This is a genomic window from Klebsiella sp. GFKo11, assembly GCF_056490265.1.
On record NZ_CM151369.1, the window covers coordinates 4,267,801 to 4,294,792 of the forward strand.

General features: G+C 53.6%; 23 protein-coding genes. 14 read left to right on the forward strand and 9 right to left on the reverse strand.

Annotated elements, in window-relative coordinates; translation table 11 throughout:
* Window positions 1–173 precede the first annotated feature (173 nt).
* Both AC07P6_RS20710 and AC07P6_RS20715 read left to right on the forward strand, forming a co-directional pair.
* Window positions 174–989 carry a Cof-type HAD-IIB family hydrolase gene (locus AC07P6_RS20710; protein ID WP_478314447.1) on the forward strand — a complete coding sequence of 272 codons (816 nt, stop codon included), beginning with the start codon at window positions 174–176 and terminating at the stop codon, window positions 987–989.
* 137 nt (window positions 990–1,126) lie between these two features.
* Window positions 1,127–2,392, forward strand: coding sequence for a DUF1479 domain-containing protein (locus AC07P6_RS20715; protein ID WP_478314449.1), 1,266 nt, complete (start codon window positions 1,127–1,129; stop codon window positions 2,390–2,392).
* Here the strand turns inward: AC07P6_RS20715 and AC07P6_RS20720 are convergent.
* Window positions 2,389–3,462 carry a LacI family DNA-binding transcriptional regulator gene (locus AC07P6_RS20720; RefSeq protein ID WP_478314451.1) on the reverse strand — a complete coding sequence of 358 codons (1,074 nt, stop codon included), beginning with the start codon at window positions 3,460–3,462 and terminating at the stop codon, window positions 2,389–2,391. The genes AC07P6_RS20715 and AC07P6_RS20720 overlap by 4 nt on opposite strands.
* 298 nt (window positions 3,463–3,760) lie before the next feature.
* Here AC07P6_RS20720 and AC07P6_RS20725 point away from each other — a divergent pair, with 298 nt between their 5' ends.
* Together AC07P6_RS20725 and AC07P6_RS20730 are read left to right on the forward strand one after the other, a co-directional pair.
* Window positions 3,761–5,062, forward strand: coding sequence for an MFS transporter (locus tag AC07P6_RS20725; protein WP_478314453.1), 1,302 nt, complete (start codon window positions 3,761–3,763; stop codon window positions 5,060–5,062).
* A 15-nt stretch (window positions 5,063–5,077) separates the two neighbouring features.
* Window positions 5,078–7,441 carry a glycoside hydrolase family 31 protein gene (locus AC07P6_RS20730; RefSeq protein WP_478317043.1) on the forward strand — a complete coding sequence of 788 codons (2,364 nt, stop codon included), beginning with the start codon at window positions 5,078–5,080 and terminating at the stop codon, window positions 7,439–7,441.
* A 241-nt stretch (window positions 7,442–7,682) separates the two neighbouring features.
* Here the strand turns inward: AC07P6_RS20730 and AC07P6_RS20735 are convergent, their stop codons facing one another.
* Window positions 7,683–9,275: an ABC-F family ATPase gene (locus tag AC07P6_RS20735; RefSeq protein WP_182237404.1), complete on the reverse strand. Its 1,593-nt coding sequence runs from the start codon at window positions 9,273–9,275 to the stop codon at window positions 7,683–7,685.
* A gap of 179 nt (window positions 9,276–9,454) precedes the next feature.
* Here AC07P6_RS20735 and AC07P6_RS20740 point away from each other — a divergent pair, with 179 nt between their 5' ends.
* Window positions 9,455–10,237, forward strand: coding sequence for a tyrosine-protein phosphatase (locus AC07P6_RS20740; RefSeq protein ID WP_478314455.1), 783 nt, complete (start codon window positions 9,455–9,457; stop codon window positions 10,235–10,237).
* Between the two features lie 204 nt (window positions 10,238–10,441).
* Window positions 10,442–11,356 (forward strand): L,D-transpeptidase, encoded by a 915-nt coding sequence (gene ldtB, locus AC07P6_RS20745; protein WP_110275345.1) that lies wholly within the window; start codon window positions 10,442–10,444, stop codon window positions 11,354–11,356.
* Between the two features lie 46 nt (window positions 11,357–11,402).
* Here ldtB and AC07P6_RS20750 read toward each other — a convergent pair whose 3' ends face one another.
* From AC07P6_RS20750 to mntR, 5 genes are all read right to left on the reverse strand, one after another.
* Entirely contained in the window at window positions 11,403–12,119 is a 717-nt protein-coding gene (locus AC07P6_RS20750) for a GntR family transcriptional regulator (RefSeq protein WP_304257234.1), read from the reverse strand.
* Window positions 12,120–12,189: 70 nt separating this feature from the next.
* Complete coding sequence (locus AC07P6_RS20755; protein ID WP_478314457.1) at window positions 12,190–13,566, reverse strand: glycoside hydrolase family 1 protein; 1,377 nt, start codon at window positions 13,564–13,566, stop codon at window positions 12,190–12,192.
* Window positions 13,567–13,729: 163 nt separating this feature from the next.
* The gene (locus AC07P6_RS20760) at window positions 13,730–14,770 is read right to left on the reverse strand and encodes an aldo/keto reductase (protein WP_478314459.1); all 1,041 of its coding nucleotides are present in this window, start codon (window positions 14,768–14,770) and stop codon (window positions 13,730–13,732) included.
* 107 nt (window positions 14,771–14,877) lie between these two features.
* Window positions 14,878–15,984 (reverse strand): anion transporter, encoded by a 1,107-nt coding sequence (locus tag AC07P6_RS20765; RefSeq protein ID WP_182237396.1) that lies wholly within the window; start codon window positions 15,982–15,984, stop codon window positions 14,878–14,880.
* On the reverse strand, window positions 15,981–16,454 hold the full coding sequence (mntR, locus tag AC07P6_RS20770) for a manganese-binding transcriptional regulator MntR (protein WP_110275353.1): 474 nt from the start codon (window positions 16,452–16,454) through the stop codon (window positions 15,981–15,983). Before mntR ends, AC07P6_RS20765 begins: the two co-directional genes overlap by 4 nt.
* A 182-nt stretch (window positions 16,455–16,636) precedes the next feature.
* Between mntR and mntS the strand changes: the two genes are divergently transcribed.
* Together mntS and AC07P6_RS20780 are read left to right on the forward strand one after the other, a co-directional pair.
* Complete coding sequence (gene mntS, locus AC07P6_RS20775; protein ID WP_304257225.1) at window positions 16,637–16,762, forward strand: manganase accumulation protein MntS; 126 nt, start codon at window positions 16,637–16,639, stop codon at window positions 16,760–16,762.
* Between the two features lie 268 nt (window positions 16,763–17,030).
* Window positions 17,031–18,608 carry a phosphoethanolamine transferase gene (locus AC07P6_RS20780; RefSeq protein ID WP_182237392.1) on the forward strand — a complete coding sequence of 526 codons (1,578 nt, stop codon included), beginning with the start codon at window positions 17,031–17,033 and terminating at the stop codon, window positions 18,606–18,608.
* Between the two features lie 71 nt (window positions 18,609–18,679).
* Here AC07P6_RS20780 and ompX read toward each other — a convergent pair whose 3' ends face one another.
* Complete coding sequence (gene ompX / locus AC07P6_RS20785) at window positions 18,680–19,192, reverse strand: outer membrane protein OmpX (protein WP_110275359.1); 513 nt, start codon at window positions 19,190–19,192, stop codon at window positions 18,680–18,682.
* Window positions 19,193–19,545: 353 nt separating this feature from the next.
* Between ompX and rhtA the strand changes: the two genes are divergently transcribed.
* From rhtA to ybiO, 6 genes are all read left to right on the forward strand, one after another.
* Window positions 19,546–20,433, forward strand: a complete 888-nt coding sequence (gene rhtA, locus AC07P6_RS20790; protein WP_142513193.1) for a threonine/homoserine exporter RhtA — start codon at window positions 19,546–19,548, stop codon at window positions 20,431–20,433.
* Between the two features lie 227 nt (window positions 20,434–20,660).
* A complete protein-coding gene (gene dps / locus AC07P6_RS20795; protein ID WP_110275363.1) occupies window positions 20,661–21,164 on the forward strand; it encodes a DNA starvation/stationary phase protection protein Dps in 504 nt (167 codons plus the stop codon).
* A gap of 378 nt (window positions 21,165–21,542) precedes the next feature.
* Window positions 21,543–22,286: a glutamine ABC transporter substrate-binding protein GlnH gene (glnH, locus tag AC07P6_RS20800; protein ID WP_110275365.1), complete on the forward strand. Its 744-nt coding sequence runs from the start codon at window positions 21,543–21,545 to the stop codon at window positions 22,284–22,286.
* Window positions 22,287–22,385: 99 nt separating this feature from the next.
* Window positions 22,386–23,045 (forward strand): glutamine ABC transporter permease GlnP, encoded by a 660-nt coding sequence (gene glnP / locus AC07P6_RS20805; protein WP_182237390.1) that lies wholly within the window; start codon window positions 22,386–22,388, stop codon window positions 23,043–23,045.
* Window positions 23,042–23,764: a glutamine ABC transporter ATP-binding protein GlnQ gene (gene glnQ / locus AC07P6_RS20810; RefSeq protein ID WP_112214715.1), complete on the forward strand. Its 723-nt coding sequence runs from the start codon at window positions 23,042–23,044 to the stop codon at window positions 23,762–23,764. Before glnP ends, glnQ begins: the two co-directional genes overlap by 4 nt.
* 139 nt (window positions 23,765–23,903) lie before the next feature.
* Window positions 23,904–26,081 (forward strand): mechanosensitive channel protein, encoded by a 2,178-nt coding sequence (gene ybiO, locus AC07P6_RS20815; RefSeq protein ID WP_478317046.1) that lies wholly within the window; start codon window positions 23,904–23,906, stop codon window positions 26,079–26,081.
* Here the strand turns inward: ybiO and rlmF are convergent.
* Window positions 26,078–26,992 (reverse strand): 23S rRNA (adenine(1618)-N(6))-methyltransferase RlmF, encoded by a 915-nt coding sequence (gene rlmF / locus AC07P6_RS20820; protein WP_478314462.1) that lies wholly within the window; start codon window positions 26,990–26,992, stop codon window positions 26,078–26,080. The two genes, ybiO and rlmF, sit on opposite strands and share 4 nt — an antisense overlap.

Below are 26,992 nucleotides of genomic sequence, written 5' to 3' on the forward strand. Positions count from 1 at the left end.
CACAAGCCCCGTAGCCCGGACAGCCGGTAGCCCGGGTAAGGCGTTTACGCCGCAACCCGGGGATTTTCTCCTGCACATTGGTGAACGCAAACTTTCATTCGAAATAAATTTGTGCTCCACATCACATTGTAATTAGAATGTTGCTGGTCGAAGTTAAGCCAGGAGCATTTGTTATGATTGTTAAAGTTATCGTCACCGATATGGACGGAACTTTTCTCAATGACGCCAAGCAGTATGACCGCTCGCGTTTTCTCGCGCAGTTCGCGCAACTCCAACAGCAGGGTATCGAATTCGTTGTCGCCAGCGGCAACCAGTACTACCAGCTGATCTCATTTTTCCCGGAAATCCGCGAGCAGATCTCCTTCGTTGCCGAAAACGGCGCGCTGGTATATGAACACGGTCAACAGCTGTTTCACGGCGAACTCACCCGCCACGAATCCCAGATAGTGATTGGTGAATTGCTCAAAGACCCGCAGCTCAACTTCGTCGCCTGCGGCCTTGAAAGCGCTTACGTCAGCGACCGGGCCCCCGACGCCTTTGTGACGCTGATGTCAAAGCACTACCATCGCCTGCAGCGCATCAGCAACTACCACGATATTGACGATAAGCTGTTTAAGTTTTCGCTTAACCTGCCGGATAGCGAAATCCCGCTGCTTATCGACAAACTGCACGCCTCGCTGGATGGCATCATGAAGCCGGTCACCAGCGGCTTTGGCTTCGTCGATTTGATTATCCCTGGCCTGCATAAAGCCAACGGCATCAGCCGCCTGCTGAAGCGCTGGAACATCTCCCCGCAGGCCTGCGTGGCCATTGGTGATAGCGCGAACGATACGGAAATGCTGAAACTGGTGAAATACTCCTTCGCGATGGCCAATGCCGCCGAAAGCATCAAAGCGGTGTCCCGTTTCGCCACCGATGACAACAACCATGACGGCGCGCTAAATGTTATTCAGGCCGTCCTCGACCATGCTCCCCCTTTCAACGAATGATCTCTCACCGGGGCATTTCTGCTCCGGTTTTCCGTTTTGTGCACCTCCGCATAATTTTAAACTTGCATTAACTTAATTTTAACTTAAATTAACGTTTGTAAGATTTATTACTTTCGAATGAAAGATGAGAGGTCATCATGGCTGTTACCCATACCTGTGAAACACTACCCGCCGACCATAAAGCGGCAATCCGCCAGATTAAGCAGGAGCTGCGCGCGCAGATCGGTGACGTGCAGGCGGTGTTCGATCGGCTGACGGCGCGCATCACCGCACGCCTGGAGGAAATTGACGCCCTCAAAGCCAACGGCCAGGATGTCTGGCCGGTCATTCCGTTCAGCGATATTGCGCAGGGCCAGGTAACGGATGCCCAGCGCGAAGCTATCAAGCGTCGTGGCTGCGCGGTCATCAAAGGTCATTTCTCTCGCGATCAGGCGCTGGCGTGGGATAACTCAATGCTGGAGTATCTCGACCTCAACCATTTCGACGACGTCTATAAAGGCCCCGGCGACACCTTTTTCGGCTCGCTGGATGCTTCGCGCCCGGAAATTTATCCGATTTACTGGTCACAGGCGCAAATGCAGGCTCGCCAGAGCAACGAAATGGCTGCCGTGCAATCTTTCCTCAACCGCCTGTGGACTTTTAACCGCGACGGTAAACAGTGGTTCGACCCGGATGTCAGCGTGATTTATCCGGACCGCATTCGCCGCCGCCCGCCGGGAACCACGTCGAAAGGCCTTGGCGCACATACCGATTCCGGCGCGCTGGAGCGTTGGCTACTGCCAGCTTATCAGCAAGTCTTTGCTGACGTCTTTAATGGCAATATCGACGCTTACGATCCGTGGGATGCGGCGCATCGTACTGAGGTGGAGGAGTATACCGTCGATAACACCACCAAATGCTCAGTGTTCCGTACCTTCCAGGGCTGGACCGCGCTCTCCGATATGATCCCCGATCAGGGCCTGCTGCACGTGGTGCCAATTCCTGAAGCGATGGCCTATGTGCTGTTGCGCCCTCTGCTCGACGATGTGCCGGATGATGAACTGTGCGGCGTCGCACCGGGCAAGGTGCTGCCTATTTCGGAAAAATGGCATCCGCTGCTGATTAAAGCCTTAAGCCCTATTCCAGCGCTAAATGCAGGCGATTCGGTGTGGTGGCACTGCGACGTAATCCACTCGGTCGCGCCGGTGGACAACCAGCAGGGCTGGGGCAACGTGATGTACATCCCCGCCGCGCCGATGTGTGAGAAAAACCTCGCCTATGCGCATAAGGTCAAAGTGGCGCTGGAGAAAGGCGCTTCGCCGGGAGATTTCCCGCGTGAAGATTATGAAGCCGACTGGAAAGACCGCTTTACCCTGGATGATTTAAATATCCACGGCAAGCGGGCGCTGGGGATGGTTGATTAATCGTCATATAGCCCCTTTGGTTCCACGGCGGTGCGGCGGTTACCAGCACGTATCCGCCGTACCGAATCACGTACCGCCAATGTGCCATGCAGCAATAAAGAACCGTGCGGCGCATCAGGACGAATCAACTTCTGCTGTAGTAAATGTACCGCTTCAACCCCCAATTCATCGCGCGGGACATGTACGGCGGTTAGCGGCACATCCTGAATCGCTGCCAGATTAAAGCCGTCGATACTCATGACGGAAATATCCTGCGGCACGCGTAAACCGCGTTTTTGTAAGGCAGCGATAGTACCTGCCGCCATAAAATCACCGCCAACCAGAAATGCCGTCGGTAGCGGGCTATCGCCGCGTTGATCCAGCCACTCGCCAACTTTTTCTTCGGTATCCCTGGCACTGAAATTGGCCACATCGATCAAATCCATGCTATCAACAAAGCTCAAATTACGCGCGCGCCATGCCTGCTTGATCCCCAGCAAGCGCAGCTCCATGGAATAGCGACGCAGGCACATCACATTCATGATCGCCTGATGTCCCATATCAAACAGATAGCGGGCGGCAAATTGGCCAATCAGTCGATGATCCGGCGCCACGGAAGGTATGCGCATTCCCGCATCGTGACAGTTAATCATCACGCAAGGTTTCGCCAGATCGGCCGCCAGATCGTGAATATGCGGATCGTCAATACCCAGCAAAATAGCGGCCTGGGTCGATACTTCATGCATGCGATGCAAAAACAAATTGGCATCGCTGTCATTCTCTTCCAGAGCGCAATAGCGCAAATGAACCTCGTGCGGCATCAGCGCGGTATTAATGCTCTGAATAACGCGATAGTAGTAAATGTCCGTCCGCTCATCAAAAGCCCGCTGCGGGGCGAATACCACCAGATTATTAAGCAGCATTCTTCCGGCGGCGATACCTTCCATGACTCCCAGTTCGCGAGCGCAGTCCAGTACCTTCTGCCGCGCCTTCACGCTGGTGTTCGCTTTACCTGCCAGCACACGCGATACGGTACTGACCGACAGCCCTGTACGCCCCGCTATTTCGCTCACTTTGAGCTTTTTGTCCATTTTGTGATCGCGCTCTAATTTGATTATGAAAAAATTTTCATATTCAGAATGTGAATATTTTTAAGCGAATTGGCGATGAATTACTGCGATCCCGATCGTTCCATGAAAAAATTTGCAGAATTGCCGCTATTGCCCACCCTCTTTCTCCCTTAGCCTGAATTGGTCCACCAACTTTCAAAATTAGTCAACCAATGATGGTGGAGCAAAAACATTAGCAAACAACGAAATACAAACGTTTAGCGATCACTCAGGAAGTGGGTTGGTCAATTTTCCTACTATATGTCTCGTGGAGAGTTCTATGAGCCAAGGCCTCAATAATGATATGGCGGCGAGTAAATCACGCCGCATAGTGAAGAATCTACGCTGGTGGGTGCTGGTGCTGTTTTTACTGGGCGTTACCGTTAACTACATCACACGCAACTCGTTGGGGATTATCGCCCCGGAATTAAAAACCTCTCTCGGTATTACTACCGAGCAGTACTCGTGGATAGTCGGCGCTTTTCAACTGGCATACACCATTTTCCAGCCGCTATGTGGTTGGCTCATCGACGTGATTGGTCTCAAGCTCGGCTTTATGATCTGTGCCACGCTGTGGGCTATCGCTTGCATTGCCCATGCTGGCGCGGGGAGCTGGCTGCACCTGGCAATTCTGCGTTTTTTCATGGGTGGCGCTGAAGCGGCGGCGACGCCAGCAAACGCCAAAACGCTAGGTGAGTGGTTTCCAAAATCCGAGCGTCCGATCGCGGCAGGTTGGGCTGGCGTCGGCTTCTCCGTCGGCGCAATGTTGGCGCCGCCAATTATCTACTTCGCACACGCTTCATTCGGCTGGCAGGGCGCATTCATGTTCACCGGTGGGCTGGCGCTTTTGTGGGTCGTGCTTTGGTGGGCGTTTTATCATAACCCGGAAAAACACCCGAATCTTAGCCAGGACGAACTGAAGTATATTCAGCAGGATAACGAAGCACCGGCCGTGAAGCTACCGTTCCTCACCGCGCTGAAAACCGTTGGTAAAAACAAACGTTTTTACGGGATTGCGATCCCTGCGTTTATGGCGGAACCGGCCTGGGCAGTCCTCAGTTTCTGGGTACCGCTGTATCTGGCAAAAGAACACGGCATGGATCTGAAACAAATCGCGATGTTCGCCTGGCTGCCATTTCTCGTCGCTGATATCGGTAGCGTCGCCAGTGGTTATCTGACCAGGTTGTATACCCGTTGGTTTGGCTGTACACGAGTTAACTCAGTAGTTGCCAGCTCGGTTACCGGCGCGTTTCTAATGATTTCACTGGGTCTCGTCGCCATTACCCGCGATCCCTATATCACCATCGTACTGATCTCAATCGGCGGCTTCGGCCATCAGATAATCTCCTGCATGCTTAGCGCCCTGGTTGTGGAATCGTTTGATAAAGGCCAGATGGCAACCGTCAACGGGATGCGCGGATCCGCCGCCTGGATCGCCAGCTTCCTGTTCTCTTTATTAATCGGAGTGACTGCCGACAAAATCGGCTTCAATCCGCTATTTATCGCCATGGGTTTCTTTGACCTGATTGGTGCCTTTTTCCTGGTAGCATTTATTGCTGAACGCCGCGCCAAGCGCGCTTGAAAGTGGATATAAATGATGAAAACGCTCAAACACTGGACATTGCAACAACAACTGGCACATCACGTTGAACTGACCGTCGATGGAATGCACACGCTATGCCTGTATGTGCTGGAAGAAAACCTGTTCCGCGTATTGCTAAAACGAAAAGGCGAGCTGGCGCTGGAACGCACCTGGAGTATTGCCCCGGAGCAGGATGTCCCCTGGGAAGGACGCCAGCGCGAGGATCTCAGCGGTTTTACTCTACCTGACTGGGTTCTCACACAGCAGGACGGCATCCTGACCATCGCCACCCAACAGCTACGCGTCACGGTGCACCAGCCGCTGTGGCTGGAGTGGAGTTATCGGGACGATGCCGGTCAATGGCAATCGTTGGTGAATGACCGCCCAACCAGCGCTTATTTGGTTAACGCCCACGGCGACGGCGTGGCGCACTACCAGAGTCGCCGCAAAGACGAACGTTTTTACGGCCTTGGAGATAAAGCAGGCGATCTGCAACGTACCGGTAAGCGTTACGAAATGCGTAACCTCGACGCAATGGGCTACAACGCCGTGAGCACCGACCCTTTGTACAAACATATTCCTTTTACCATCGCTCAACGCAGCGACATCAGCTATGGTCTGTTCTACGACAACCTAAGCAGTAGCTGGCTGGATCTGGGCAACGAAATCGACAACTATCACACCGCTTATCGCCGTTGGCAGGCAGAAGCAGGTGATATCGATTACTACATGTTTACCGGTAAGCGCGTGTTGGATGTGACTAAAGCGTTTGTACGCCTGACCGGTAAAACCTTATTCGGACCAAAATGGAGCCTCGGCTACAGCGGTTCCACCATGCATTACACCGATGCCCCTGACGCACAAAACCAGCTGATGAACTTTATCCGCCTGTGTGATGAGCACGCTATTCCGTGCGATTCGTTCCAGCTCTCATCCGGCTATACCTCAATCAACGGTAAGCGCTACGTATTTAACTGGAACTACGACAAAGTGCCGCAGCCAAAAGTGATGAGTAAGGCGTTCCACGATGCCGGGCTTAAGCTAGCGGCCAATATTAAACCTTGTCTGCTACAGGACCACCCGCGCTATAACGAAGTCGCCGAAAAAGGGTTATTCATTCGCGACTCAGAAAATGATGCCCCGGAACGGTCCAGTTTTTGGGATGACGAAGGTTCTCACCTTGACTTCACCAATCCGCAGACCGTCGCCTGGTGGCAGGAGGGAGTCACCACCCAACTGCTGGAGATGGGAATTGACTCAACGTGGAATGACAATAACGAGTTTGAGGTATGGGATGGAGAGGCGCGCTGTCACGGCTTCGGCCACGAAATTGCCATCAAGCATATCCGCCCGGTTATGCCTTTATTGATGATACGCGCCTCGCTTGAAGCCCAACAGCGTTTCGCGCCGGAAAAACGACCATACCTGATCTCTCGTTCCGGCTGCGCCGGAATGCAGCGTTATGTTCAGACCTGGAGTGGTGATAACCGGACCAACTGGGACACATTGCGCTACAACACTCGTATGGGGCTTGGGATGAGTTTATCTGGCCTCTACAACCTCGGCCACGACGTTGGTGGTTTTTCCGGTGATAAACCTGACGCCGAGCTGTTCGTTCGCTGGGTGCAGAATGGGGTAATGCATCCACGCTTTACTATCCATTCCTGGAATGATGACCAGACGGTAAACGAACCATGGATGTATCCGGCCATCACGCCAGCAATTCGCGGTGCGGTTGAACTGCGGTATCGTCTGCTCCCGTACCTTTATACCCTGTTATGGCAGGCGCATGCCGATGATGAACCGATGCTACGCCCAACGTTTCTCGACCACGAGCACGATCAACAGACCTTTGAAGAGTGCGATGACTTTCTTCTCGGTCGCGATATCCTGGTCGCCAGCGTAGTCGAACAAGGCCAGCGTCAGCGCCGCGTCTGGTTACCAGACAACGAATCCGGCTGGTACGATTTTTATAGTAGCGAATGGTTCTCTGGCGGTCAGTGGATAATGCTTGATGCGCCGCTGGAAAAACTACCGTTGCTGGTGCGGGCTGGGGCTGGCTTGCCGATGAGCGAGCGCATTACCTACGTCGATGCGCATAAAGATGATAGCCGCGAACTGAAGCTGTTCCCGCTGAAAGGCGTGGGTTCAGCCAACGGACTGTTGTTTGAAGATGATGGCGAAAGCTGGGGCTATAAAGAAGGCAATGCGCTGTGGCTGGAGTGGGAGATGGTGTGTGATGGTGCGACTATCAACCTGAAGGTCAACGCTAGTGGGGATTATCGTCCGGCGTGGAAAATGCTGAAAGTGTCATTACCGGCGGGAGAAAAACGCCGACTGCTGGTGAATGGTGAAGAAAGGAACGAGTGGCTGGTGTAGTGCGATCTGGAGCCCCAAGACTGCCCTTCTCCCACCGGGAGAGAGAACAGGAGCAATAGGCTTTTTTCGCGCTACCGTCGGAGGCACAGCAACGCCTCCGGGAAATTCAACCACTCTGCGCTCTGCTCCCGGGGGCGGCGCTTGACGCGCCTTGCCCGGGCTACAAGTTCACCGCCGTCTGTGGGCCGGTAGCCCGGATAAGGCGCGCTAGCGCCGTCATCCGGGGCAAACAACGGGAGAATTATTCGACGCCTTTACTGCGCAGATAATCTTCGTAGTTACCGGTGAAGTCCACCACGCGCTCAGGCGTAATTTCGATCACGCGGGTTGCCAGCGAACTGACGAATTCGCGGTCGTGGGAAACGAAGATCAGGGTGCCCTGATACATCTCCAGCGCCATGTTCAGCGATTCAATCGATTCCATATCCAGGTGGTTGGTCGGTTCATCCATGACCAGGATGTTCGGCTTCTGCATCATCAGCTTACCGAACAGCATACGGCCCTTCTCACCACCGGAAAGTACTTTTGCAGGCTTCTTGATATCGTCCTGGCTGAACAGCAGACGGCCGAGGAAGCTGCGCACCACCTGCTCGTCGTCACCTTCCTGTTTCCACTGGCTCATCCAGTCAAATACCGTCAGGTCATTTTCAAATTCGTATTCATGATCCTGCGCGTAGTAACCAATCTGCGCGTTTTCGGACCATTTAACGGTACCGTTATCCGGCGTCAGCTCACCGACCAGCGTTTTCAGCATGGTAGATTTACCCACGCCGTTGGCGCCAAGAATGGCAATCTTCTCGCCCACTTCCAGCAGCAGATTGAATTTTTTAAACAGCGGGTTGTTATCAAAACCTTTCGCCAGCTCTTCGACTGCCAGCGCATTACGGAACAGTTTCTTGTCCTGCTCAAAGCGAATGAACGGGTTCTGACGGCTGGAGGCTTTCACTTCATCAAGCTTGATTTTATCAATCTGACGGGCGCGAGAAGTCGCCTGGCGTGATTTAGAAGCGTTGGCGCTAAAGCGGCTGACGAAGGATTGCAGATCGGCAATCTGCGCTTTTTTCTTAGCGTTATCAGACAACAGACGCTCGCGAGCCTGAGTAGCGGCAGTCATGTATTCATCATAGTTACCGGCGTACACGCGCAGCTCGCCGTAGTCGAGATCCGCCATGTGGGTACAAACCATGTTGAGGAAGTGACGGTCGTGCGAAATGATGATCATGGTGCTGTCGCGCTCGTTCAGCGTCTGCTCCAGCCAGCGAATAGTGTCGATGTCGAGGTTGTTCGTCGGTTCATCGAGCAGCAGGATGTCCGGATTAGAGAACAGCGCCTGAGCCAGCAGCACACGCAGTTTCCAGCCGGGAGCAACTTCGCTCATCGGACCGTAATGCTGTTCCACCGGAATGCCGACGCCCAGCAGCAGCTCACCGGCGCGCGCTTCGGCAGAATAGCCGTCCATCTCGCCGTACAGCACTTCGAGGTCAGCCACTTTGTAGCCGTCCTCTTCGCTCATCTCCGCCAGAGCGTAGATACGATCGCGCTCCTGCTTCACTTCCCACAGCTCGCCGTGGCCCATGATAACCGTATCCAGCACGCTGAACTCTTCAAACGCGAACTGATCCTGACGCAGTTTACCGATACGTTCGTTTGGATCGAGGGAGACGTTGCCAAGCGTCGGTTCCAGATCGCCGCCGAGGATCTTCATAAAGGTCGATTTACCGCTACCGTTGGCGCCAATCAGGCCGTAACGGTTGCCGCCGCCAAATTTGACGGAAATGTTTTCGAACAGCGGCTTACTGCCGAACTGCATGGTGACGTTGCTGGATACTAGCACGGGGTTATCCTGAAAATAGAGAATGAGAAGTGTGATGAACCAGACATTATGCCAGCAAATGCTTCACTTTTCACGGGTCGTAATAAAATCGTAGCGGACGCTTGTGTTAGGGTCATTGTCATATTGCGCGGTTACACTGCTTGATGCGTAATTTTTCTCCATAAATTCGGAAGGAACCTATGACCACTCTCTCCCGCCATCCGGCTTTCTTATCGCTACAGGGCGGTATCAACTTTCGTGACCTGGGCGGTCAGCGTACCGCCGACGGTCGCCGCGTGCGTTCAGGTAAACTGCTGCGCTCGGGCTCGTTGCATATGATGACCCACGATGACTTAAGTCATCTGGATACTATTCCTCTTAGCCGGGTAATTGACTATCGCGACCCGGCTGAAGTGAATCGTAGCCCCGATAAGCTGAACGAACTGGCGCACTATCTCAACGCTCCCGCCAACCCGCACGTTCGCGACGTCAATGCGAAAGTGACAGAGCTGAATGCCTCGACGCTGAATGCCCTGAACGGCGAGCAGTTTATGATCGAACTTTATCGCCAGCTTCCGTTTAATAACGCCGCCTATCGCCAGCTCACCGGATGGCTGATGGAGCCTTTCGATGGCGCGCTGCTGCAGCACTGCGCGGTGGGTAAAGACCGTACCGGCGTTGGATGCGCCCTGACGCTGCTGGCCCTCGGCTGTGATATCCATACGGTGATGGAAGAGTACCTGCTCACCCACGGCATGCTGACCCAGGTCGAAGATTTTATGCTTGAATCGCTCGGCGATGAGCTGACCACTCGCGGGCGGCAAAATCTGGCCGAAATGATGACGGTGCAGGAGTCATATCTCGCCGCCGCGCTCGGCGCAATTAATGAGCGATATGCCAGCGTTGATAGCTGGCTGGAAAAGGAGTATCAGCTCACGCCGCAGGCGCGAGAAGCGCTTCAATCAAGACTTCTGGAGGGGTAGTCCCCTCCGGCCTGGATGCCACAAATTGCGACAACAACCAACGCCCGCAGGCTACACTCAAAACAGCACGGGGAAAAAAATGTGATTTCGTACACATCTCATTTACCTGTTTGCCGGAATGCACATATAATGCGCTCCCATCGACTCCCTGTTTAATCTGACAAAGGCCTGTGTGGCATTGTTTTCGCCAACGACATAAAGAATATGAAATTATCGACTCTCTTCGCGGCAGCCTTCGCCATCGTGGGCTTTTGCAACACAGCTTCTGCTGTAACCTATCCACTGCCTACCGATGGCAGCCGTCTGATTGGCCAAAACCAGGTCATCACCATCCCGGAAGGCAACAAGCAGCCGCTGGAATACTTTGCCGCCGAATATCAGATGGGCTTATCCAACATGTTGGAAGCCAACCCTGGCGTGGACACCTTCCTGCCAAAGGGCGGTACCGTACTGAATATCCCGCAGCAGCTGATTTTGCCGGACACCGTGCATGAAGGTATCGTTATCAACAGCGCGGAAATGCGCCTGTACTACTATCCGAAAGGCACCAACACTGTGATCGTGCTGCCTATCGGTATCGGTCAGTTGGGTAAAGATACGCCGATCAACTGGGTGACTAAAGTTGAGCGTAAAAAAGCGGGCCCGACCTGGACCCCAACCGCCAAAATGCACGCTGAATATATTGCCGCAGGTGAACCGCTGCCAGCCGTTGTCCCGGCAGGTCCGGATAACCCGATGGGCCTGTACGCGCTGTATATCGGCCGTCTGTACGCCATCCACGGTACTAACGCCAACTTCGGTATCGGTCTGCGCGTGAGCCACGGCTGCGTGCGTCTGCGTAACGAAGATATCAAATTCCTGTTTGACAACGTGCCGGTCGGCACCCGCGTTGAGTTTATCGATGAGCCGGTAAAAGCCACCACCGAGCCTGACGGCAGCCGCTTCATTGAAGTTCACAACCCGCTGTCCACCACAGAAGCACAGTTCCAGGACGGTGAAATCGTGCCGATTAACCTGACCAAGTCAGTGCAGGCCATTACTGGACAGACGGATGTTGATCAGAGCGTGGTTGATCAGGCCATTCAGAACCGTTCCGGTATGCCGGTGCGCCTGAACTAAGCTGATAAGAAAAAACAGAAAGGCGGGCCTGGTGCCCGCCATTTTTTTATCCGTTATTGACCAGAATAATGCCGCCATGATCGTAGCGGTAGTGGCAATGGGCATACTCCAGCGGAGTCCCATCCTCCAGATAGATAACCTGCTCAACCTCTAAGACCGGATCGCTCACCTCGCAGTTGAGATGCTCCTTATCCAGATCTTGCGGTTTTATCGCCCGCACTACGCGATACGACCCCATCATTTTTAGCCCCAGCGCCTCCTGCACGTAGCGAAACACCGAGCTTTCCAGATGACTTTTATTCAGGCCGGGCACCAGCGCAACGGGCATCACGGTCAAATCCAGCGATACGGGTTCGTCGTTGAGCAGGCGCAGACGAACGAAATCATAGACCGGGGCGTCGGCGTCGATCAGCAGCGACGTTTGCTCTTTCTCGCTGGGAAAACGCAGCTCAAAGCGAATCACCCGGCTGGTCACTTCCCCTAAATGTTCCCAGGTTTTCGTCGCGCCAAAATAGTCGCTGCCTGGCAGCTCCCATTGCGAAAGCTGGAGAAAATTCTTGCGCACAAAGGTGCCCTGCCCCTTACGGGTGTAGATAAGTCCTTCGACGATAAGCTGACGCATCGCCTGCTGGATGGTCATCCTGCTGGTGCTGAATTCCGCCGCTAACGCGAACTGGTCGGGTAATGGCGCGCTGGCCGGATACTGCTGGCTGATGATGCGCTTTTTAATTTCCCGCGCGATATTCAGATATTTGGCCGTCATTGCCCGATCCTTTTGCTTTGCTGATGGTGGCTGGCGGGCAGAATACACTATCTGCCCGCCTGACGCGCCGTTACATCTCTTCGCCGTTGCTGTGAATAGCCCGCTTCAGCCAGGCATAGCTTTTCTTCGGCACGCGTTTGAGGTCTTTCAGATCGTGGTTTTCACGATTCACGTAAACAACCCCGTAGCGTTTACGCATATCGCCCTGTGAGCTGAGAATGTCGATCAATCCCCAGCCCAGGTAGCCAATCACCTGCGCGCCATCCTCAAACATCGCTTCTTTCATGGCGTTGATATGATCGCGATGATAGGCAATGCGATAATCGTCAGCCACTTCGTTTTCGCCATCCCAGGATTCAATCACCCCAATACCATTTTCAATCGGGAACACCGGCAGCCGCCAGTCGTTGTAGTAGCGGGTGATGATCATGCGAAAGCCCACAGGGTCAATCTGCCAGTTCCACTCGGTGGCCTGCAGATATTCATTCTTTTTATCACCAAACTGCATGTAGTTGTTCACCGGGGTGCCCGGCGGAATCGCATCGCTGTCGAGGGCTTTACTGGCATAGTAGCTAAAGGCCAGATAGTCGATTTTTACCGTCGCCATCAGCGCCAGATCGTCCGGCAGATAAATATCGTCGAAGCCTTCGCGGGCCACGACATGCATCACTTCCGGGCTGTAGCCCTCCCCGGCGTATGCGCGCAGCAGGTTCTGGTTTAGGAACTCATCAAGCTGCTGGGCGCAGAGCATATCGCGCGGTTTGCAGGTCGCCGGATAAACCAGCGCGTGGGCCAGCATACCGCCCATCAGGCACTGCGGTTTGCTCTGGTGCAGATACTGCGTCAGATGGACGTGGGCCATCATCACATGGTGCTGAATCTGATAGAGCTCGCGCAGGGTTTTCTCTCCGCGCATATAGCCTGAAATCTGAAACGCGTCCGGCATATGGTAGAGATTCTGTTCATTAAAGGTCAGCCACCACTTCACCTTATCGCCAAAGCAGTCGATCATCTTCTGCCCGTAGCGGATAAAAGCCTCCATTACGCGGCGGTCGGTGAAACCGTTGTAGCGCTCCGCCAGCGACAGCGGCATATCGAAGTGATAGAGACAGATCATCGGCTCGATGCCGCGGGCGATCAGCTCATCAATAAACTGGTGATAGAAGTCGATACCCTCTTCGTTGAATTCGCCATCGCCTTGCGGGCATACGCGGCTCCAGGCAATCTGGAAGCGGTAGCAGTTCATCCCCAAATCTTTCATGAGGTCAAAATCTTCCCGGTAGCGGTGGTAGGAGTCGGTGGCGATCTTCCAGTCGGAAGCAAATTCCGCAGGCTGACGGATATCGTAGACCGACATCCCCTTACCACCTTCATTCCACGCCCCTTCGGTTTGCATACTGGAGACCGAGTTACCCCATAGAAAATCTGCCGGTAGTGTTTTATTCATGATTCGCACCTTATGACTAGTCATATTAATTTCATGACTAGTCATATAAACGAATTTACGTTATCAAGCAAATTTGCGGATCGTTTTTGTGAGTGTTGCATATAAAAAAAGCCAGATCGTGGTCTGCACGATCTGGCTTATAGAAAGCGGAGGAAATGGAACGTTACTGCTGCGCGAGCTGACCCCGACGGTATTCACCCTGGCGCTCCAGCATCCAGCCCGGATACTCCCGCGGCAGCGCGCTGACCACATCCAGCTGTTCCAGTTCGACGTCACTGAGGTGAATCGCGGTTGCCGCGAGGTTGTCTGCCAACTGATCCGCACGCTTCGCGCCGATGATCACGCTGCTCACCGCCGGTTGATGCAGCAGCCAGGCCAGCGCGATTTGCGCCACTGAAACGCCTTTAGCCTCGGCGATTCCACGCATCACATCGATGCAGTCAAAAGCTCGCGTCTTGTTCACCGGTGGGAAATCAAATTCCTGACGGCGACCGCCGCTTGCGGACTGTCCATCGCGATCATATTTCCCGCTGAGCAGGCCGCCCGCCAGCGGGCTCCAGACCATCAATCCCAGCCCTTCGCTTTGCATCATCGGCACCAGTTCACGCTCAAGATCGCGCCCGGCGATGGTGTAGTAAGCCTGCAACGAGGCAAAGCGCGCCAGCCCAAGCCGCTCGGAGATCCCCAGCGCTTTAGCGATTTGCCATGCCGCCCAGTTCGACACGCCGATATAGCGGACGTGACCCTGCTGCACCAAATTATCCAGCGCATACAGCGTCTCTTCGATAGGCGTTGCCGGATCGAAACCGTGCAGTTGATAGAGATCGATATGATCGAGCTGAAGGCGTCGCAGGCTCTCTTTTACGCTGCCAATAATGTGATAGCGCGAGCTGCCGCGTGAATTGACGCCCGCGGTGCCGGTTTCACCAAATACTTTGGTGGCCACCACCACGTTTTCCCGCGGCACTTTCAGATTCTTCAGCGCCTGGCCGGTGATCTCTTCCGAACGCCCTTCAGAATAGACGTCAGCGGTGTCGATAAAGTTAATCCCCGCATCCAGCGCGCTGCCCACCAGCTGTTCCGCTTCCGCCTGACGCAATTGACCCACTTTCCCCCACAGGCCACCTTCTCCGCCGAAGGTCATGGTGCCCAGGCACAGCTCAGAAACAAACAGGCCGGTGTGGCCCAGTTTTTGATATCGCATAGAACTCTCCTTAATCAGGATGATTAACTGCCGGGAATAGTTATACCCCGGAGTCGAAGAGTGCGAATGTGGCGTTCCTGTTTGTTTCTTGCCCAATTCTCTGAAAATCAGCGTTGCAGTAACCCGTAGCCCACCAGCGCCGCCCACAGCAGCATGGGTAGAGAATAGAGATGGAAGCGCCACCAGATACGGCGATCGCCCGCCATGCGCAGCGCAATCAGGTTCGCCAGAGAGCCCGGCAGCAGGCCAAAACCGCCCACGTTGACCGCCCAGGCCAGCAGCACCGAAGGCGGAACGTAGTTAAGCAGTAAAATAGTCGCCGGAACGTTGCTGATAAACTGCGACAAGCCAATCGTCGTCAGCCATAACCCTCCGGCAGAAAGCTGTCCGACGCCGTTGAGCGCATGCTGTAGAACCGGGAGCTGGGTCAGCAGGTGAACGTCAATGAACATCGCCATAAAGACCAGCAGCAGCGACCAGTCGACGTTAATAATCACCGCCCGCGCCAGCAGCAGAAAACCCAGCGCAATCAGCACCAGCCCCCACAGCTCTTGCTTCAGCTCTAAGGCGGTCAAAAAGACCAGATAGAACGCCAGGCAGCCCCAGACCAGCTTCGGCCGCCATGAAGGCGATCTGTCGCTACTCTGATAGTTAAGGGGCTTCGCAGGAAAACAGAACCAGCACAGCGCCAGCAGAGTGATCATCATCGCCGCCGCCAGGGGTAGCATTTGACCGATGAAAGCCGGGAAAGAGAGGCCGGAACGCCCCCACAGCAGGATGTTTTGCGGATTGCCGATAGGTGTCAATAAAGACCCGGCGTTGACCGCCAGCGCTTCAAAAATAATTAATCGGCTGGTTGGAATAGCGCACCATTTTTTTAACGTCAGCGTAAGCGGCACGACGATAAACAGCGCGACATCATTGGTTAAGAAAGTGGAAAGTAGCGCGGCGGCCAGCACCATAAAAATGGCTAACTGGCGCTCGGTCACAAAACGGCGCGCCATTTTGCGGCCGAGCACATCAAAGTAGCCGCTAAGTTCGATGCCTTTGGTCAGTAGCATCAGCCCGCTAAGAGTAATAATCGTGTGCCAGTCAATGGCGTGAAGCCAGCTTCTGGGTGCAAACGGGACAAAAAAGCTTAAAACAACGCCAACAATCAGCAGCAGATGTAAAAAGCGGTCGCGGGCCAACGACTGAACAAAGACGAGATTCATTCCCCTTGCGACCCCTGCTTAAGGGTAAACTGTTTAAACATCGCCAGCGTCTCTTCGCTAACATGGTGCTCCATCCCTTCGGCATCGCGACGGGCTATCTCCGGGCTGACCCCAATCACCAGTAAAAAGTTTTCGACGATCTGGTGACGTTCACGGCTCTCGTGCGCCAACTTCTCGCCTTCAGGAGTTAAAAAGATCCCTCGCCACGGGATCTGTTCGATCAGCCCAACGCTCGCCAGACGTTTTAACATCTTCGCAACCGTTGGCTGCGAAACGCCAAGACGTGCGGCCATATCTACCTGACGAGCCTCACCCACTTCGAGGATCAGATCCGAGATAAGCTCGACGTAGTCATCAATTAACTCCCGACGATGCGCCTCGCGCACCTGACGAAACCCTTCAACGTGTTCTTCGACATTCACTAGCTGCGTCACTTTTTTAGTTATTGGCTTACCTGCGCGACGGTTCATTGTGCTTCCTCATTCCTGTGACGCATCAAGCATCATCTAAAAGGACCCCCATTGTAATGGATCGTGCACAGAGAACAAAAATTTAACGTTTTAGCCATAGCTATACAATATAGCCTGTGCTATATCTGTATGTAATACACACATCCTTCAAGGAGCGAAGGACGAAATTACAGGAGGTCACCATGAACGAATTCAAGAGGTGCTTAAACGTGTTTACTCATTCCCCTTTTAAAGTTCGGTTAATGCTTGTCGGTATGCTGTGCGATCTGATCAACGGCAAACCTCAGCAGGATAAACCGAAAAAATAATGCGGCGTCGCGGTACGCCGCTTCATTTTTCTGCCACAATTCCCCGCCAAACTGTCTGGTTCCTCCGTATTTCTGCGACTTTTTTCAAGTTTTGTAAGCATCCTCCCAAAACAATCTGTTATGGATAGTTGACCTTAACATTTGCAAGCCCTATCTTTTGTCAGCCCTGCCACTACTGCGGCTCGCAGAGACCCTCTTCAGGCACTGTCCAGCAGGTTTTACCCCTTGATGCCAGGGGACGCACATGGCTCTTTTTTGATTGTTTATTATGAATGTCACGCTGAAAGAAACGCTGGTCGCCCGCGGAGTGGTACTGAACCCATGGACAGGATTCTACTTTTTACAATCGCTGTTTATTAACCTGGCGCTTGGCTACGATTTTAGCCTGCTCTATACCGTTGCTTTTACCTGCGTACTGCATCTGCTATGGCGGAGCTTTCCGCGTGCGCAAAAAGTGGTGATTGGCGCTTATTCGCTGTTAGCAGCCATGTACTATCCTTTTGGCCAGGCCTACGGCGCGCCAAATTTCAATACGCTGCTGGCGCTGCATGCCACCAATATTGAAGAGTCCACCGAGATCCTGACCATCTTTCCGTGGTACAGCTATCTATTAGGCGTGTTCATCTTTGCGCTCGGCGTGATTGCCGTGCGCCGCAAACCGCAAGCGTCAACGCGCTGGGGTAAAATCGACACCCTCGGCCTGCTATTCTGCATCGGCATTTTCTTCCTGCAACCGGTGCAAAACCTCGCATGGGGCGGCGTCTTTAAGGTTATCGACACCGGCTATCCTGCCGTGCGCTTCGTGAAAGATGTGGTGGTGAATAATAATGAAGTGCTGGATGAACAAGCGCGGATGGCCCAACTGGCGAACATAAAAGATAGCTGGCACGTGCTGGCGGTGAAGCCAAAATATCATCTGTACGTGGTGGTCATCGGAGAAAGCGCACGCCGCGATGCGCTCGGCGCCTTCGGCGGCCATTGGGATAACACGCCGTTTGCCAGTTCGGTAAAAGGCTATCTATTTAACGACTACATCGCCGCCAGCGGTTCAACGCAGAAGTCGCTCGGTTTAACGCTCAACCGCGTCGTCGATGACAAGCCGCAGTTTCAGGATAACTTTGTCACCCTCGCCAACCGCGCCGGTTTTCAGACCTGGTGGTTCTCGAATCAGGGACAGATTGGCGAATACGACACGGCAATTGCCAGTATCGCCAAACGCGCTGATGAAGTGCAGTTCCTCAAAAATGGCGATTTTGAAGCCAATAAAAATACCCAGGATGAGCAGCTCTTGAAACTTACCGCACAGGTGCTTGCCACCCGTCGTACCCAGCCGCAGCTGATTGTCCTGCATCTGATGGGCTCGCACCCGCAGGCCTGCGATCGCACCAAGGGAAAATACACCGTTTTCGTTCAGTCGAAAGAGACCTCCTGCTATCTCTACACCATGACGCAAACCGATACGCTGCTGAGCAATCTTTATAGCCAGCTACAAAACTCCGGCGACACTTTCTCGATGACCTATTTTTCAGATCATGGTCTGGCGTTCAAGGAGCGTGGGAAAGAGGTGCAGTATCTGGCGCACGATGATAAGTATCAGCAGAACTTCCAGGTGCCGTTTATGGTGCTGTCCAGCGACGATAAAGCGCATAAGGTCATTAAAGCGCGGCGCTCGGCCAATGATTTCCTCAGTTTCTTCTCGCAGTGGACCGGGATCAGCGCTCAGGAGATTACCCCGCGCTATCGTTTTATCTCCGAGCAGAAAGCCGGGGCGACGTACATCACCAACTTCCAGCTGAAGAAAGTGGACTACACCCATTTGGGCACCGACGCTTTCACCGTCAATTAAGTCTGGCGACCTGAAATCGCAGGCAAAAAAAATCCGCCCCTCGAGGCGGATTTTTTACATCACCGAAGTGATTAGAAGCGGTAACCTACGCCAGCAATCCAGGTGCCAACGTCAACGTTACGAATGCGAGACTGCTCGTAGGAGAAGTCCAGAGCAACGTTTTCGATCGGGTTGAACTGCAGGCCAGCACCGTAAGAGAAACCGTAGTCGCTCATATCAGATTTGTTCGGGTAGCTGTTGTCCTGGAATTTACCGTAACCAACACCCACTACACCGTAGATGCTTGCCCAGTCATTCAGACGGTAAGCCGGACCAGCGGTGATACCGTAGTACTGGCCTTTCTTGTAAACGCCATCTTCGGTACGATCTTTAGCGGTATAGGTGAAAGAACCGATAACGCCCAGCGGGTTATTGTCTTGCTCGTAGCGGTATTTCAGGTTGAAACCACCTGCTTTGTTCGCTTCGCCCTGCATGTCGCTCTGAGCGTAACCACCGGTAACGGTAGACGTTGCAGCGAAAGCAGTGGTGCCTACGGATGCAGCCAGTACAACGGCCAGTGCTGAAAAACGTGCAATTTTATTCATAACCACCTCAAATGTGTTTCTAATAAGTCCTAAGTCTTAAATATATCAAAAACTTTTGGGAAACTCTTTTCACTTTACACTGTCTAACGTACTTTTTCATGTAACTAAAAGTTTCCACACTTCTATAACAAACTGGAAAACAACCTTTTTTAGCGGATACATACATATTAAGGCTCACAAAGCGCCCGATATGCATCCAGATTATTCCTAATCATCTGGTGAATTTATCTTCGCATCTCATCTCATTGTACTGCTCCCGGGGCGGATTATTTCAACATTAGCTAAACCGCCGCCGGGTAATTCCTTTACACTGGAACCTTTACCGCGTTTGACAAAATTTGACAGGAGAAAGGATGCCCGGCTCGTCCCGCAAAGTACCGGCATGGTTGCCGATACTGGTTATTATCATCGCCATGATTTCCATCCAGAGCGGCGCATCGCTCGCGAAATCGTTGTTCCCATTAGTGGGTGCACCTGGCGTCACCGCCCTACGTCTGGCCCTGGGAACCTTAATCCTGGTGGTGGTCTTCAAGCCCTGGCGCCTGCGTTTCGCCCCGGAGCAGCGTTTACCGCTGCTGTTATACGGTCTGTCGCTTGGCGCCATGAACTACCTGTTTTATTTATCGATTCAACATATCCCGCTGGGAGTTGCGGTCGCGCTGGAGTTTACCGGGCCGCTGGCCGTGGCATTGTTTGGCTCTCGCCGCCCGCTGGACTTTGTGTGGGTGGCTCTGGCGGTGCTCGGACTGTGGTTCCTGCTGCCGCTGGGGCAAGACGTTTCGCAGATAGATCCGATGGGCGCGCTGTTGGCGCTTGGGGCAGGAGCCTGCTGGGCAGTCTACATTCTCACCGGCCAGCGTGCCGGGGAAGAGCACGGCCCGGCAACGGTGGCGATGGGTTCGCTTATCGCCGCAGTGGTTTTCGTGCCAATAGGGATGATTCAGGCCAGCGATACGTTATTTCAGTGGGCCCTACTGTTGCCAGGGCTCGGGATCGCTATTTTGTCGACCGCTCTGCCCTACTCGCTGGAGATGATCGCCCTTACCCGCATGCCCAGCAAAACATTTGGCACGCTGATGAGCATGGAACCGGCCCTTGCCGCGCTTTCCGGGATGGTGTTTCTTGGCGAGATGCTAACCCTCGTGCAAACGCTGGCGCTGGGAGCAATTATCCTCGCCTCGATGGGCTCCACTTTGACGATGCGTCGGGAAAGTAAAATAAAAGAAGTCGACATTAACTGATCGCAGGCTCTGCTTGATGACAACCCATCACGCAGAGCCTTAGTTGTCTGATTTATAAGATATAAAAACCGTCCAACAGACCTGTGCTATCAAACCGATAGAGACTACCGACACTGCAAACATCATATCCGTTGCTATACTTAATCCCGCAAGTTATTGGGACGAGACGCTCCGCATAATTCAAATTTGAAGTATGACGAGTACAAATATCAAGAGGATATGAAACTATGAGTACCGCAAAACTGGTTAAAACTAAAGCAACGAATCTGCTCTATACCCGTAACGACGTCGCAGATAGCGCGAAGAAGGCGACCGTTGAGCTGCTGAATCGCCAGGTGATCCAGTTCATTGACCTGTCGCTGATTACCAAGCAGGCTCACTGGAATATGCGCGGTGCAAACTTCATTGCCGTTCATGAAATGCTGGACGGCTTTCGCACCGCGCTAGTCGACCATCTTGATACCATGGCTGAACGTGCCGTACAGCTTGGCGGCGTGGCGCTGGGGACCACTCAGGTCATCAATAGCAAAAGCCCGCTGAAAAGCTACCCGCTGGATATCCATAGCGTGCAGGACCATCTGAAAGAGCTGGCCGATCGCTACGCCATCGTCGCTAACGACGTGCGTAAAGCCATCGAAGAAGCAAAAGATGAAGATACTGCCGATATCTTTACCGCAGCTTCCCGTGACCTGGATAAATTCCTGTGGTTCATCGAAGCCAATATCGAGTAATGCCAACTGCCGTCAGCCCCGCTGGCGGCTTTTTTTTGTTCCACCACCTCAATCGCCTTAATGCACCACATCAGTGCGCAAAAGTGTTCAAATTACGCACCAAAGTAAATCAATTGTAATAATCACCTCACACAATCGTTACGGCGAGATTGTTTTCCCCTCTGATTTTGCGTTAAAAATGCTCTTGTTATGCGATGTGCTTATGATGCACCAAAACAACGCCCCACAATGGTGCAATTAGCGTTATCCGTTATCAAAAGCGTGCAATGAGATTCATCCTGGTTGTTGTAAAACAACAAGTTGTAAAACTGGCACGATTTTTTCATAAGACTATTCGTTCTCGCAGGGGATCATCCCGTGGATAAAAAAGGAAATGCTATGAAGTCTGTATTTAAAGTTTCACTGGCTGCACTGACCCTGGCTTTTGCGGTTTCTTCTCACGCCGCTGATAAACTGATTGTCGCGACCGATACGGCATTTGTTCCGTTCGAATTCAAGCAGGGCGATAAGTACGTTGGTTTCGACGTCGACTTGTGGGCTGCAGTCGCCAAAGAGCTGAAGCTGGACTATACCCTGAAGCCAATGGACTTCAGCGGCATTATTCCGGCGCTGCAAACCAAAAATATCGACCTCGCGCTGGCGGGAATTACCATCACTGAAGAACGTAAAAAAGCAATCGACTTCTCTGATGGCTATTACAAAAGCGGTCTGCTGGTGATGGTCAACGCCAATAATAATGACATCAAAGATGTTAAAGATTTGAACGGTAAAGTGGTGGCAGTGAAAGGCGGTACCGGCTCCGTTGACTACGCGAAAGCCAATATCAAAACCAAAGATCTGCGTCAGTTCCCGAACATCGACAACGCCTATATGGAACTGGGCACCGGTCGCGCTGATGCGGTACTGCACGATACGCCGAACATTCTTTACTTCATCAAAACTGCGGGCAACGGCAAGTTCAAAGCGGTCGGTGATTCACTGGAAGCGCAAGACTACGGTATCGCCTTCCCGAAAGGCAGCGACGAACTGCGTGAAAAAGTGAACGGCGCGCTGAAAACGCTGCGTGAAAACGGCACTTACAACGAAATTTATAAAAAATGGTTCGGTACTGAACCAAAATAATAATGAGCGTTTTCTCTTCCAGGCCTGCTGATAAGCAGGCCTGAATGGTTTTCTCAGAGGGTCTACCTCTGTTTTCGACACGGTAACAGGAACACATTTATGCAGTTTGACTGGAGTGCCATCTGGCCCGCCATTCCAATTTTGCTGGAAGGCGCCAAAATGACGCTGTGGATTTCTGTCCTCGGCCTGGTCGGCGGCCTGATAATCGGCCTGGTGGCTGGTTTCGCCCGCTGTTTCGGCGGTTGGATAGCCAATCACACCGCGCTGGTTTTTATCGAAATCATTCGCGGCACCCCGATTGTGGTGCAGGTGATGTTTATCTACTTCGCCCTGCCGATGGCGTTTAGCGATTTACGTATCGATCCGTTCTCTGCAGCGGTAGTCACCATTATGATTAACTCCGGTGCCTATATTGCAGAAATCACCCGCGGCGCGGTGTTGTCCATTCACAAAGGCTTTCGCGAAGCGGGTCTGGCGCTCGGCCTTTCACGTCGAGAAACCATCCGCCACGTGATCCTGCCGCTGGCGCTGCGCCGTATGCTGCCGCCGCTGGGCAACCAGTGGATTATCAGCATCAAGGATACTTCGCTGTTTATCGTCATCGGCGTTGCCGAACTAACCCGCCAGGGCCAGGAAATCATTGCCGGTAACTTCCGCGCGCTGGAAATCTGGAGCGCCGTTGCCGTCATTTATCTGATCATCACCCTGGTGCTGAGCTTTGTTCTGCGTCGTCTCGAAAGAAGGATGAAAATCCTGTGATTGAATTTAAAAACGTTTCCAAGCATTTTGGCCCAACTAAAGTGCTGCATGATATCGATCTGAAGATCAACCAGGGCGAAGTGGTGGTCATTATCGGGCCGTCCGGGTCCGGTAAATCAACCCTGCTGCGCTGTATCAACAAACTTGAAGAGATTACCAGCGGCGAACTGATCGTCGATGGCCTGAAGGTCAACGATCCTAAAGTCGACGAGCGACTGATTCGTCAGGAAGCAGGCATGGTGTTCCAGCAGTTTTATCTGTTCCCGCATTTGACGGCGCTGGAAAACGTCATGTTTGGCCCGCTACGCGTTCGCGGTGCCAGTAAAGCGGCGGCGGAAAAACTGGCAAAAGAGCTGCTGGAGAAAGTGGGGCTGGCGGAGCGCGCGCACCACTATCCTTCTGAGCTTTCCGGCGGTCAGCAGCAGCGCGTGGCGATTGCTCGCGCGCTGGCCGTGAAGCCGAAAATGATGCTGTTTGATGAGCCAACATCTGCGCTGGACCCCGAACTGCGCCACGAAGTGCTGAAAGTGATGCAGGATCTGGCCGAAGAAGGCATGACCATGGTCATCGTCACCCACGAAATTGGCTTTGCCGAAAAAGTGGCTTCGCGCCTGATCTTTATCGATAAAGGGCGTATTGCGGAAGATGGCGATCCGCAGGTACTGGTTAAGAACCCGCCAAGCCCGCGCCTGCGCGAGTTTTTGCAGCACGTAGCCTGATGCCCAACGGCTCTCCCCATTCGTGGGAGAGCCGCTTTCCAGAATCATCCCAACCTCCCCCTCCAGATCTCGTCTTCTATACTTATCGGTTTGAGATGCAATGGAGGTGCCTGTGCTGCGGATTCTGTTACTGCTCGCCATGCTGTTTACCACCCCGCTATTCGCCGCAACGCTGCCCGGTGTGCCGGCTGCCACGACTGACCAGCCCGGCAGCAGCGAACCCGATCTTGAGCAGAAGAAAGCCGCCTACGGCGCGCTGGCCGACGTGCTCGAAAACACCGATGCTCGTCAGGAGCTTATCGACCAGTTGCGTAAAGCCGCCGCCACGCCGCCGCCCGCCAGCACGCCAAAGCTGACGCCGCCCGAAGTCGAAGATGAGACCACGGTGCTGGAAAACGTTACCCAAATCAGCCGCGAATACGGCGAGCAGCTCTCGTCACGTTTCTCCCAGCTCTGGCGTAACATCACCGGTTCTCCGCATAAACCCTTCAATTCAGAAACGTTCAGTAACGCCGCCTGGCACTTTTTACTACTGGCAGGGCTGGTTTTTGCCTTCTGGTGGCTGGTGCGCCTGGCGGCCTTGCCTCTGTATCGTAAAATGGGCCACTGGGGACGGCATAAAAACCGCGATCGCAGCAACTGGCTCCAGCTCCCCTCAACCATTGCCGGGGCTTTTATCTTTGACCTGCTCCTGCTCGCGCTAACCCTATTCGTCGGCCAGCTTTTAAGCGATCGCCTCAACGGCAATAATTCCACTATCGCTTTTCAGCAAAGCCTGTTTCTCAACGCTTTCGCGCTGATTGAGTTTTTCAAAGCCCTTCTGCGGGTTATTTTCTGTCCACGGATCCCTGAACTACGGCCGTTCAATCTCAGCAATGAGGCAGCGAAATACTGGAATTTGCGCCTGAGCGCCCTGAGTAGCCTGATTGGCTACGGCCTGATCGTCGCGGTTCCCATTATTTCCAATCAGGTCAACGTCCAGGTTGGCGCGCTGGCCAACGTCATGATTATGCTGTGTATTACCCTGTGGGCGCTGTACCTAATTTTTCACAATAAGGCATTGATTACTCAGGGGCTTATTCAGCTTGCCGATCGTTCATTGGCCTTCTTCAGTTTGTTTATCCGCGCCTTTGCCCTGATCTGGCACTGGCTGGCGTGCGCCTACTTTATCGTGCTGTTTTTCTTCTCGCTGTTCGACCCCGGCAATAGCCTGAAATTTATGATGGGCGCGACGTTACGCAGTCTGGCGATTATCGGCGCTGCTGCGCTGGTTTCTGGCATCTTGTCGCGCTGGATTGCCAAAACCATCACCTTATCGCCAGAAACCCAACGCAATTACCCCGAGCTGCAAAAGCGGCTTAACAGCTGGATCTCCGCTTCGCTAAAAGTCGCGCGGATATTAACGGTCTGCGTGGCGATCATGCTGCTGCTCAGCGCCTGGGGGCTGTTCGATTTTTGGAGCTGGATCCATAACGGTAGCGGGCAAAAAGCGGTAGACGTTCTGATTCGCATCGCGCTGATCCTGTTCTTCTCGGCGATTGGCTGGACGCTGCTCGCCAGCCTGATAGAGAACCGCCTGGCGTCGGATATTCACGGTCGCCCGCTGCCGAGCGCCCGCGCCCGGACGCTGCTGACGCTGTTTCGTAACGCCCTGGCGGTGGTGATCAGCACCATTACAGTGATGATCCTGCTTTCGGAAGTGGGGGTGAACATCGCCCCGCTGCTGGCCGGTGCCGGGGCGTTGGGCCTCGCGATTTCGTTCGGTGCGCAAACTCTGGTCAAAGATATTATTACCGGGATTTTTATCCAGTTTGAAAACGGCATGAATACCGGCGATCTGGTCACTATTGGGCCGTTAACCGGTACGGTGGAACGAATGTCGATTCGCTCGGTCGGCGTGCGCCAGGATACCGGTGCCTATCATATTATTCCGTGGTCTTCGATAACCACCTTCGCCAACTTCGTGCGCGGCATCGGTTCAGTGGTCGCCAACTATGATGTCGACCGGCAGGAGAGTCTGGATAAGGCCAATCAGGCATTGAAAGAGGCGGTAGCGGAAGTGATGGCACAGGAAGAGGTTCGCGGGCTGATCATTGGCGAACCGTCTTTCGCCGGACTGGTGGGTTTGAGTAACACCGCCTTCACCCTGCGGGTCACCTTCACCACCCTGCCGTTGAAGCAGTGGACGGTTCGTTTTGCCCTCGATACCCAGGTGAAAAGACATTTCGACCTCGCTGGCGTTCGCGCACCGGTGCAGACTTATCAGGTGCTACCAACACCGGTCGGCTCCTGCGGAGCCGACGTTATAGCAGATTAAAACGGACGGCGGCGTTTGGCTTCGTCCATAAAGGTCCAGGCGATAAAGCGGCTTTGCTTGTTCCCCTGGGCCATCTCTTTTTTCACCACTTTTACCGCGCCGACGTCGGTCAGCGCGCGATACAGCAGCGGCAAATTGTCACCACGGGAAACCAGTGAGGTAAACCACTTCACCTGACGGCCAAACTGCTGGCTCTCCTGAATCATCTGGGTGATAAAGGCTACCTCGCCTCCCTCGCACCACAGCTCCTGCTGCTGGCCGCCAAAGTTGGTTACGCTATCTTCGCCCAGTCCCAGATTGCGACGTTTGCGCTCGCCGCCTTCCCGCGCGCTGGCGGCGGAATCATGGAACGGCGGGTTGCACAGGGTCGCGTCGTAAGTTTCGTTTTTATGAATAATGCCGGTCAAAATCGCTTTGGTATCTTTTTGGCGACGCAGGCGAATCTGGCGAGTCAATCCAGGATTACCGTTGACGATAGCCTGCGCGCTGGCGAAAGCCTCAGCATGCGTTTCACTGCCGGTAAAACGCCAACCGTATTCGTGTACGCCAATTAGTGGATAGATGCAGTTTGCGCCGACGCCAATATCAAGAATGCTGGCCTGCAAGGGAATAGTCCCGGTGTCCAGCGCCAGCAAATCGGCGAGGTGATGAATGTAATCAGCTCTTCCCGGCACCGGCGGGCAGAGAAAGCCCTCAGGAATATCCCAGTGTTTCACCGCGTAAAAATGCGCCAGCAGCGCTTTATTCAGCGCCTTCACCGCCAGCGGGTTGGCAAAGTCGATGGTCTGCTCGCCCACCGGATTGAGGATGATAAAGGCCTGAAGCTCAGGGTGGGCCTGGCACAATGCGGGCAAATCGTAGCGTTGGTGGTGGCGGTTACGCGGGTGTAACCCCGGTTTCTGGGCTTTCAT

Excerpts from the sequence above, each read along its gene's own strand:
- AC07P6_RS20710 (WP_478314447.1), top strand. The coding sequence starts at position 174 with ATGATTGTTAAAGTTATCGTCACCGATATGGACGGAACTTTTCTCAAT.
- AC07P6_RS20715 (WP_478314449.1), top strand. The coding sequence starts at position 1,127 with ATGGCTGTTACCCATACCTGTGAAACACTACCCGCCGACCATAAAGCG.
- AC07P6_RS20720 (WP_478314451.1), bottom strand. The coding sequence starts at position 3,462 with ATGGACAAAAAGCTCAAAGTGAGCGAAATAGCGGGGCGTACAGGGCTG.
- AC07P6_RS20725 (WP_478314453.1), top strand. The coding sequence starts at position 3,761 with ATGAGCCAAGGCCTCAATAATGATATGGCGGCGAGTAAATCACGCCGC.
- AC07P6_RS20730 (WP_478317043.1), top strand. The coding sequence starts at position 5,078 with ATGAAAACGCTCAAACACTGGACATTGCAACAACAACTGGCACATCAC.
- AC07P6_RS20740 (WP_478314455.1), top strand. The coding sequence starts at position 9,455 with ATGACCACTCTCTCCCGCCATCCGGCTTTCTTATCGCTACAGGGCGGT.
- ldtB (WP_110275345.1), top strand. The coding sequence starts at position 10,442 with ATGAAATTATCGACTCTCTTCGCGGCAGCCTTCGCCATCGTGGGCTTT.
- AC07P6_RS20750 (WP_304257234.1), bottom strand. The coding sequence starts at position 12,119 with ATGACGGCCAAATATCTGAATATCGCGCGGGAAATTAAAAAGCGCATC.
- AC07P6_RS20755 (WP_478314457.1), bottom strand. The coding sequence starts at position 13,566 with ATGAATAAAACACTACCGGCAGATTTTCTATGGGGTAACTCGGTCTCC.
- AC07P6_RS20760 (WP_478314459.1), bottom strand. The coding sequence starts at position 14,770 with ATGCGATATCAAAAACTGGGCCACACCGGCCTGTTTGTTTCTGAGCTG.
- AC07P6_RS20765 (WP_182237396.1), bottom strand. The coding sequence starts at position 15,984 with ATGAATCTCGTCTTTGTTCAGTCGTTGGCCCGCGACCGCTTTTTACAT.
- mntR (WP_110275353.1), bottom strand. The coding sequence starts at position 16,454 with ATGAACCGTCGCGCAGGTAAGCCAATAACTAAAAAAGTGACGCAGCTA.
- mntS (WP_304257225.1), top strand. The coding sequence starts at position 16,637 with ATGAACGAATTCAAGAGGTGCTTAAACGTGTTTACTCATTCCCCTTTT.
- AC07P6_RS20780 (WP_182237392.1), top strand. The coding sequence starts at position 17,031 with ATGAATGTCACGCTGAAAGAAACGCTGGTCGCCCGCGGAGTGGTACTG.
- ompX (WP_110275359.1), bottom strand. The coding sequence starts at position 19,192 with ATGAATAAAATTGCACGTTTTTCAGCACTGGCCGTTGTACTGGCTGCA.
- rhtA (WP_142513193.1), top strand. The coding sequence starts at position 19,546 with ATGCCCGGCTCGTCCCGCAAAGTACCGGCATGGTTGCCGATACTGGTT.
- dps (WP_110275363.1), top strand. The coding sequence starts at position 20,661 with ATGAGTACCGCAAAACTGGTTAAAACTAAAGCAACGAATCTGCTCTAT.
- glnH (WP_110275365.1), top strand. The coding sequence starts at position 21,543 with ATGAAGTCTGTATTTAAAGTTTCACTGGCTGCACTGACCCTGGCTTTT.
- glnP (WP_182237390.1), top strand. The coding sequence starts at position 22,386 with ATGCAGTTTGACTGGAGTGCCATCTGGCCCGCCATTCCAATTTTGCTG.
- ybiO (WP_478317046.1), top strand. The coding sequence starts at position 23,904 with ATGCTGTTTACCACCCCGCTATTCGCCGCAACGCTGCCCGGTGTGCCG.
- rlmF (WP_478314462.1), bottom strand. The coding sequence starts at position 26,992 with ATGAAAGCCCAGAAACCGGGGTTACACCCGCGTAACCGCCACCACCAA.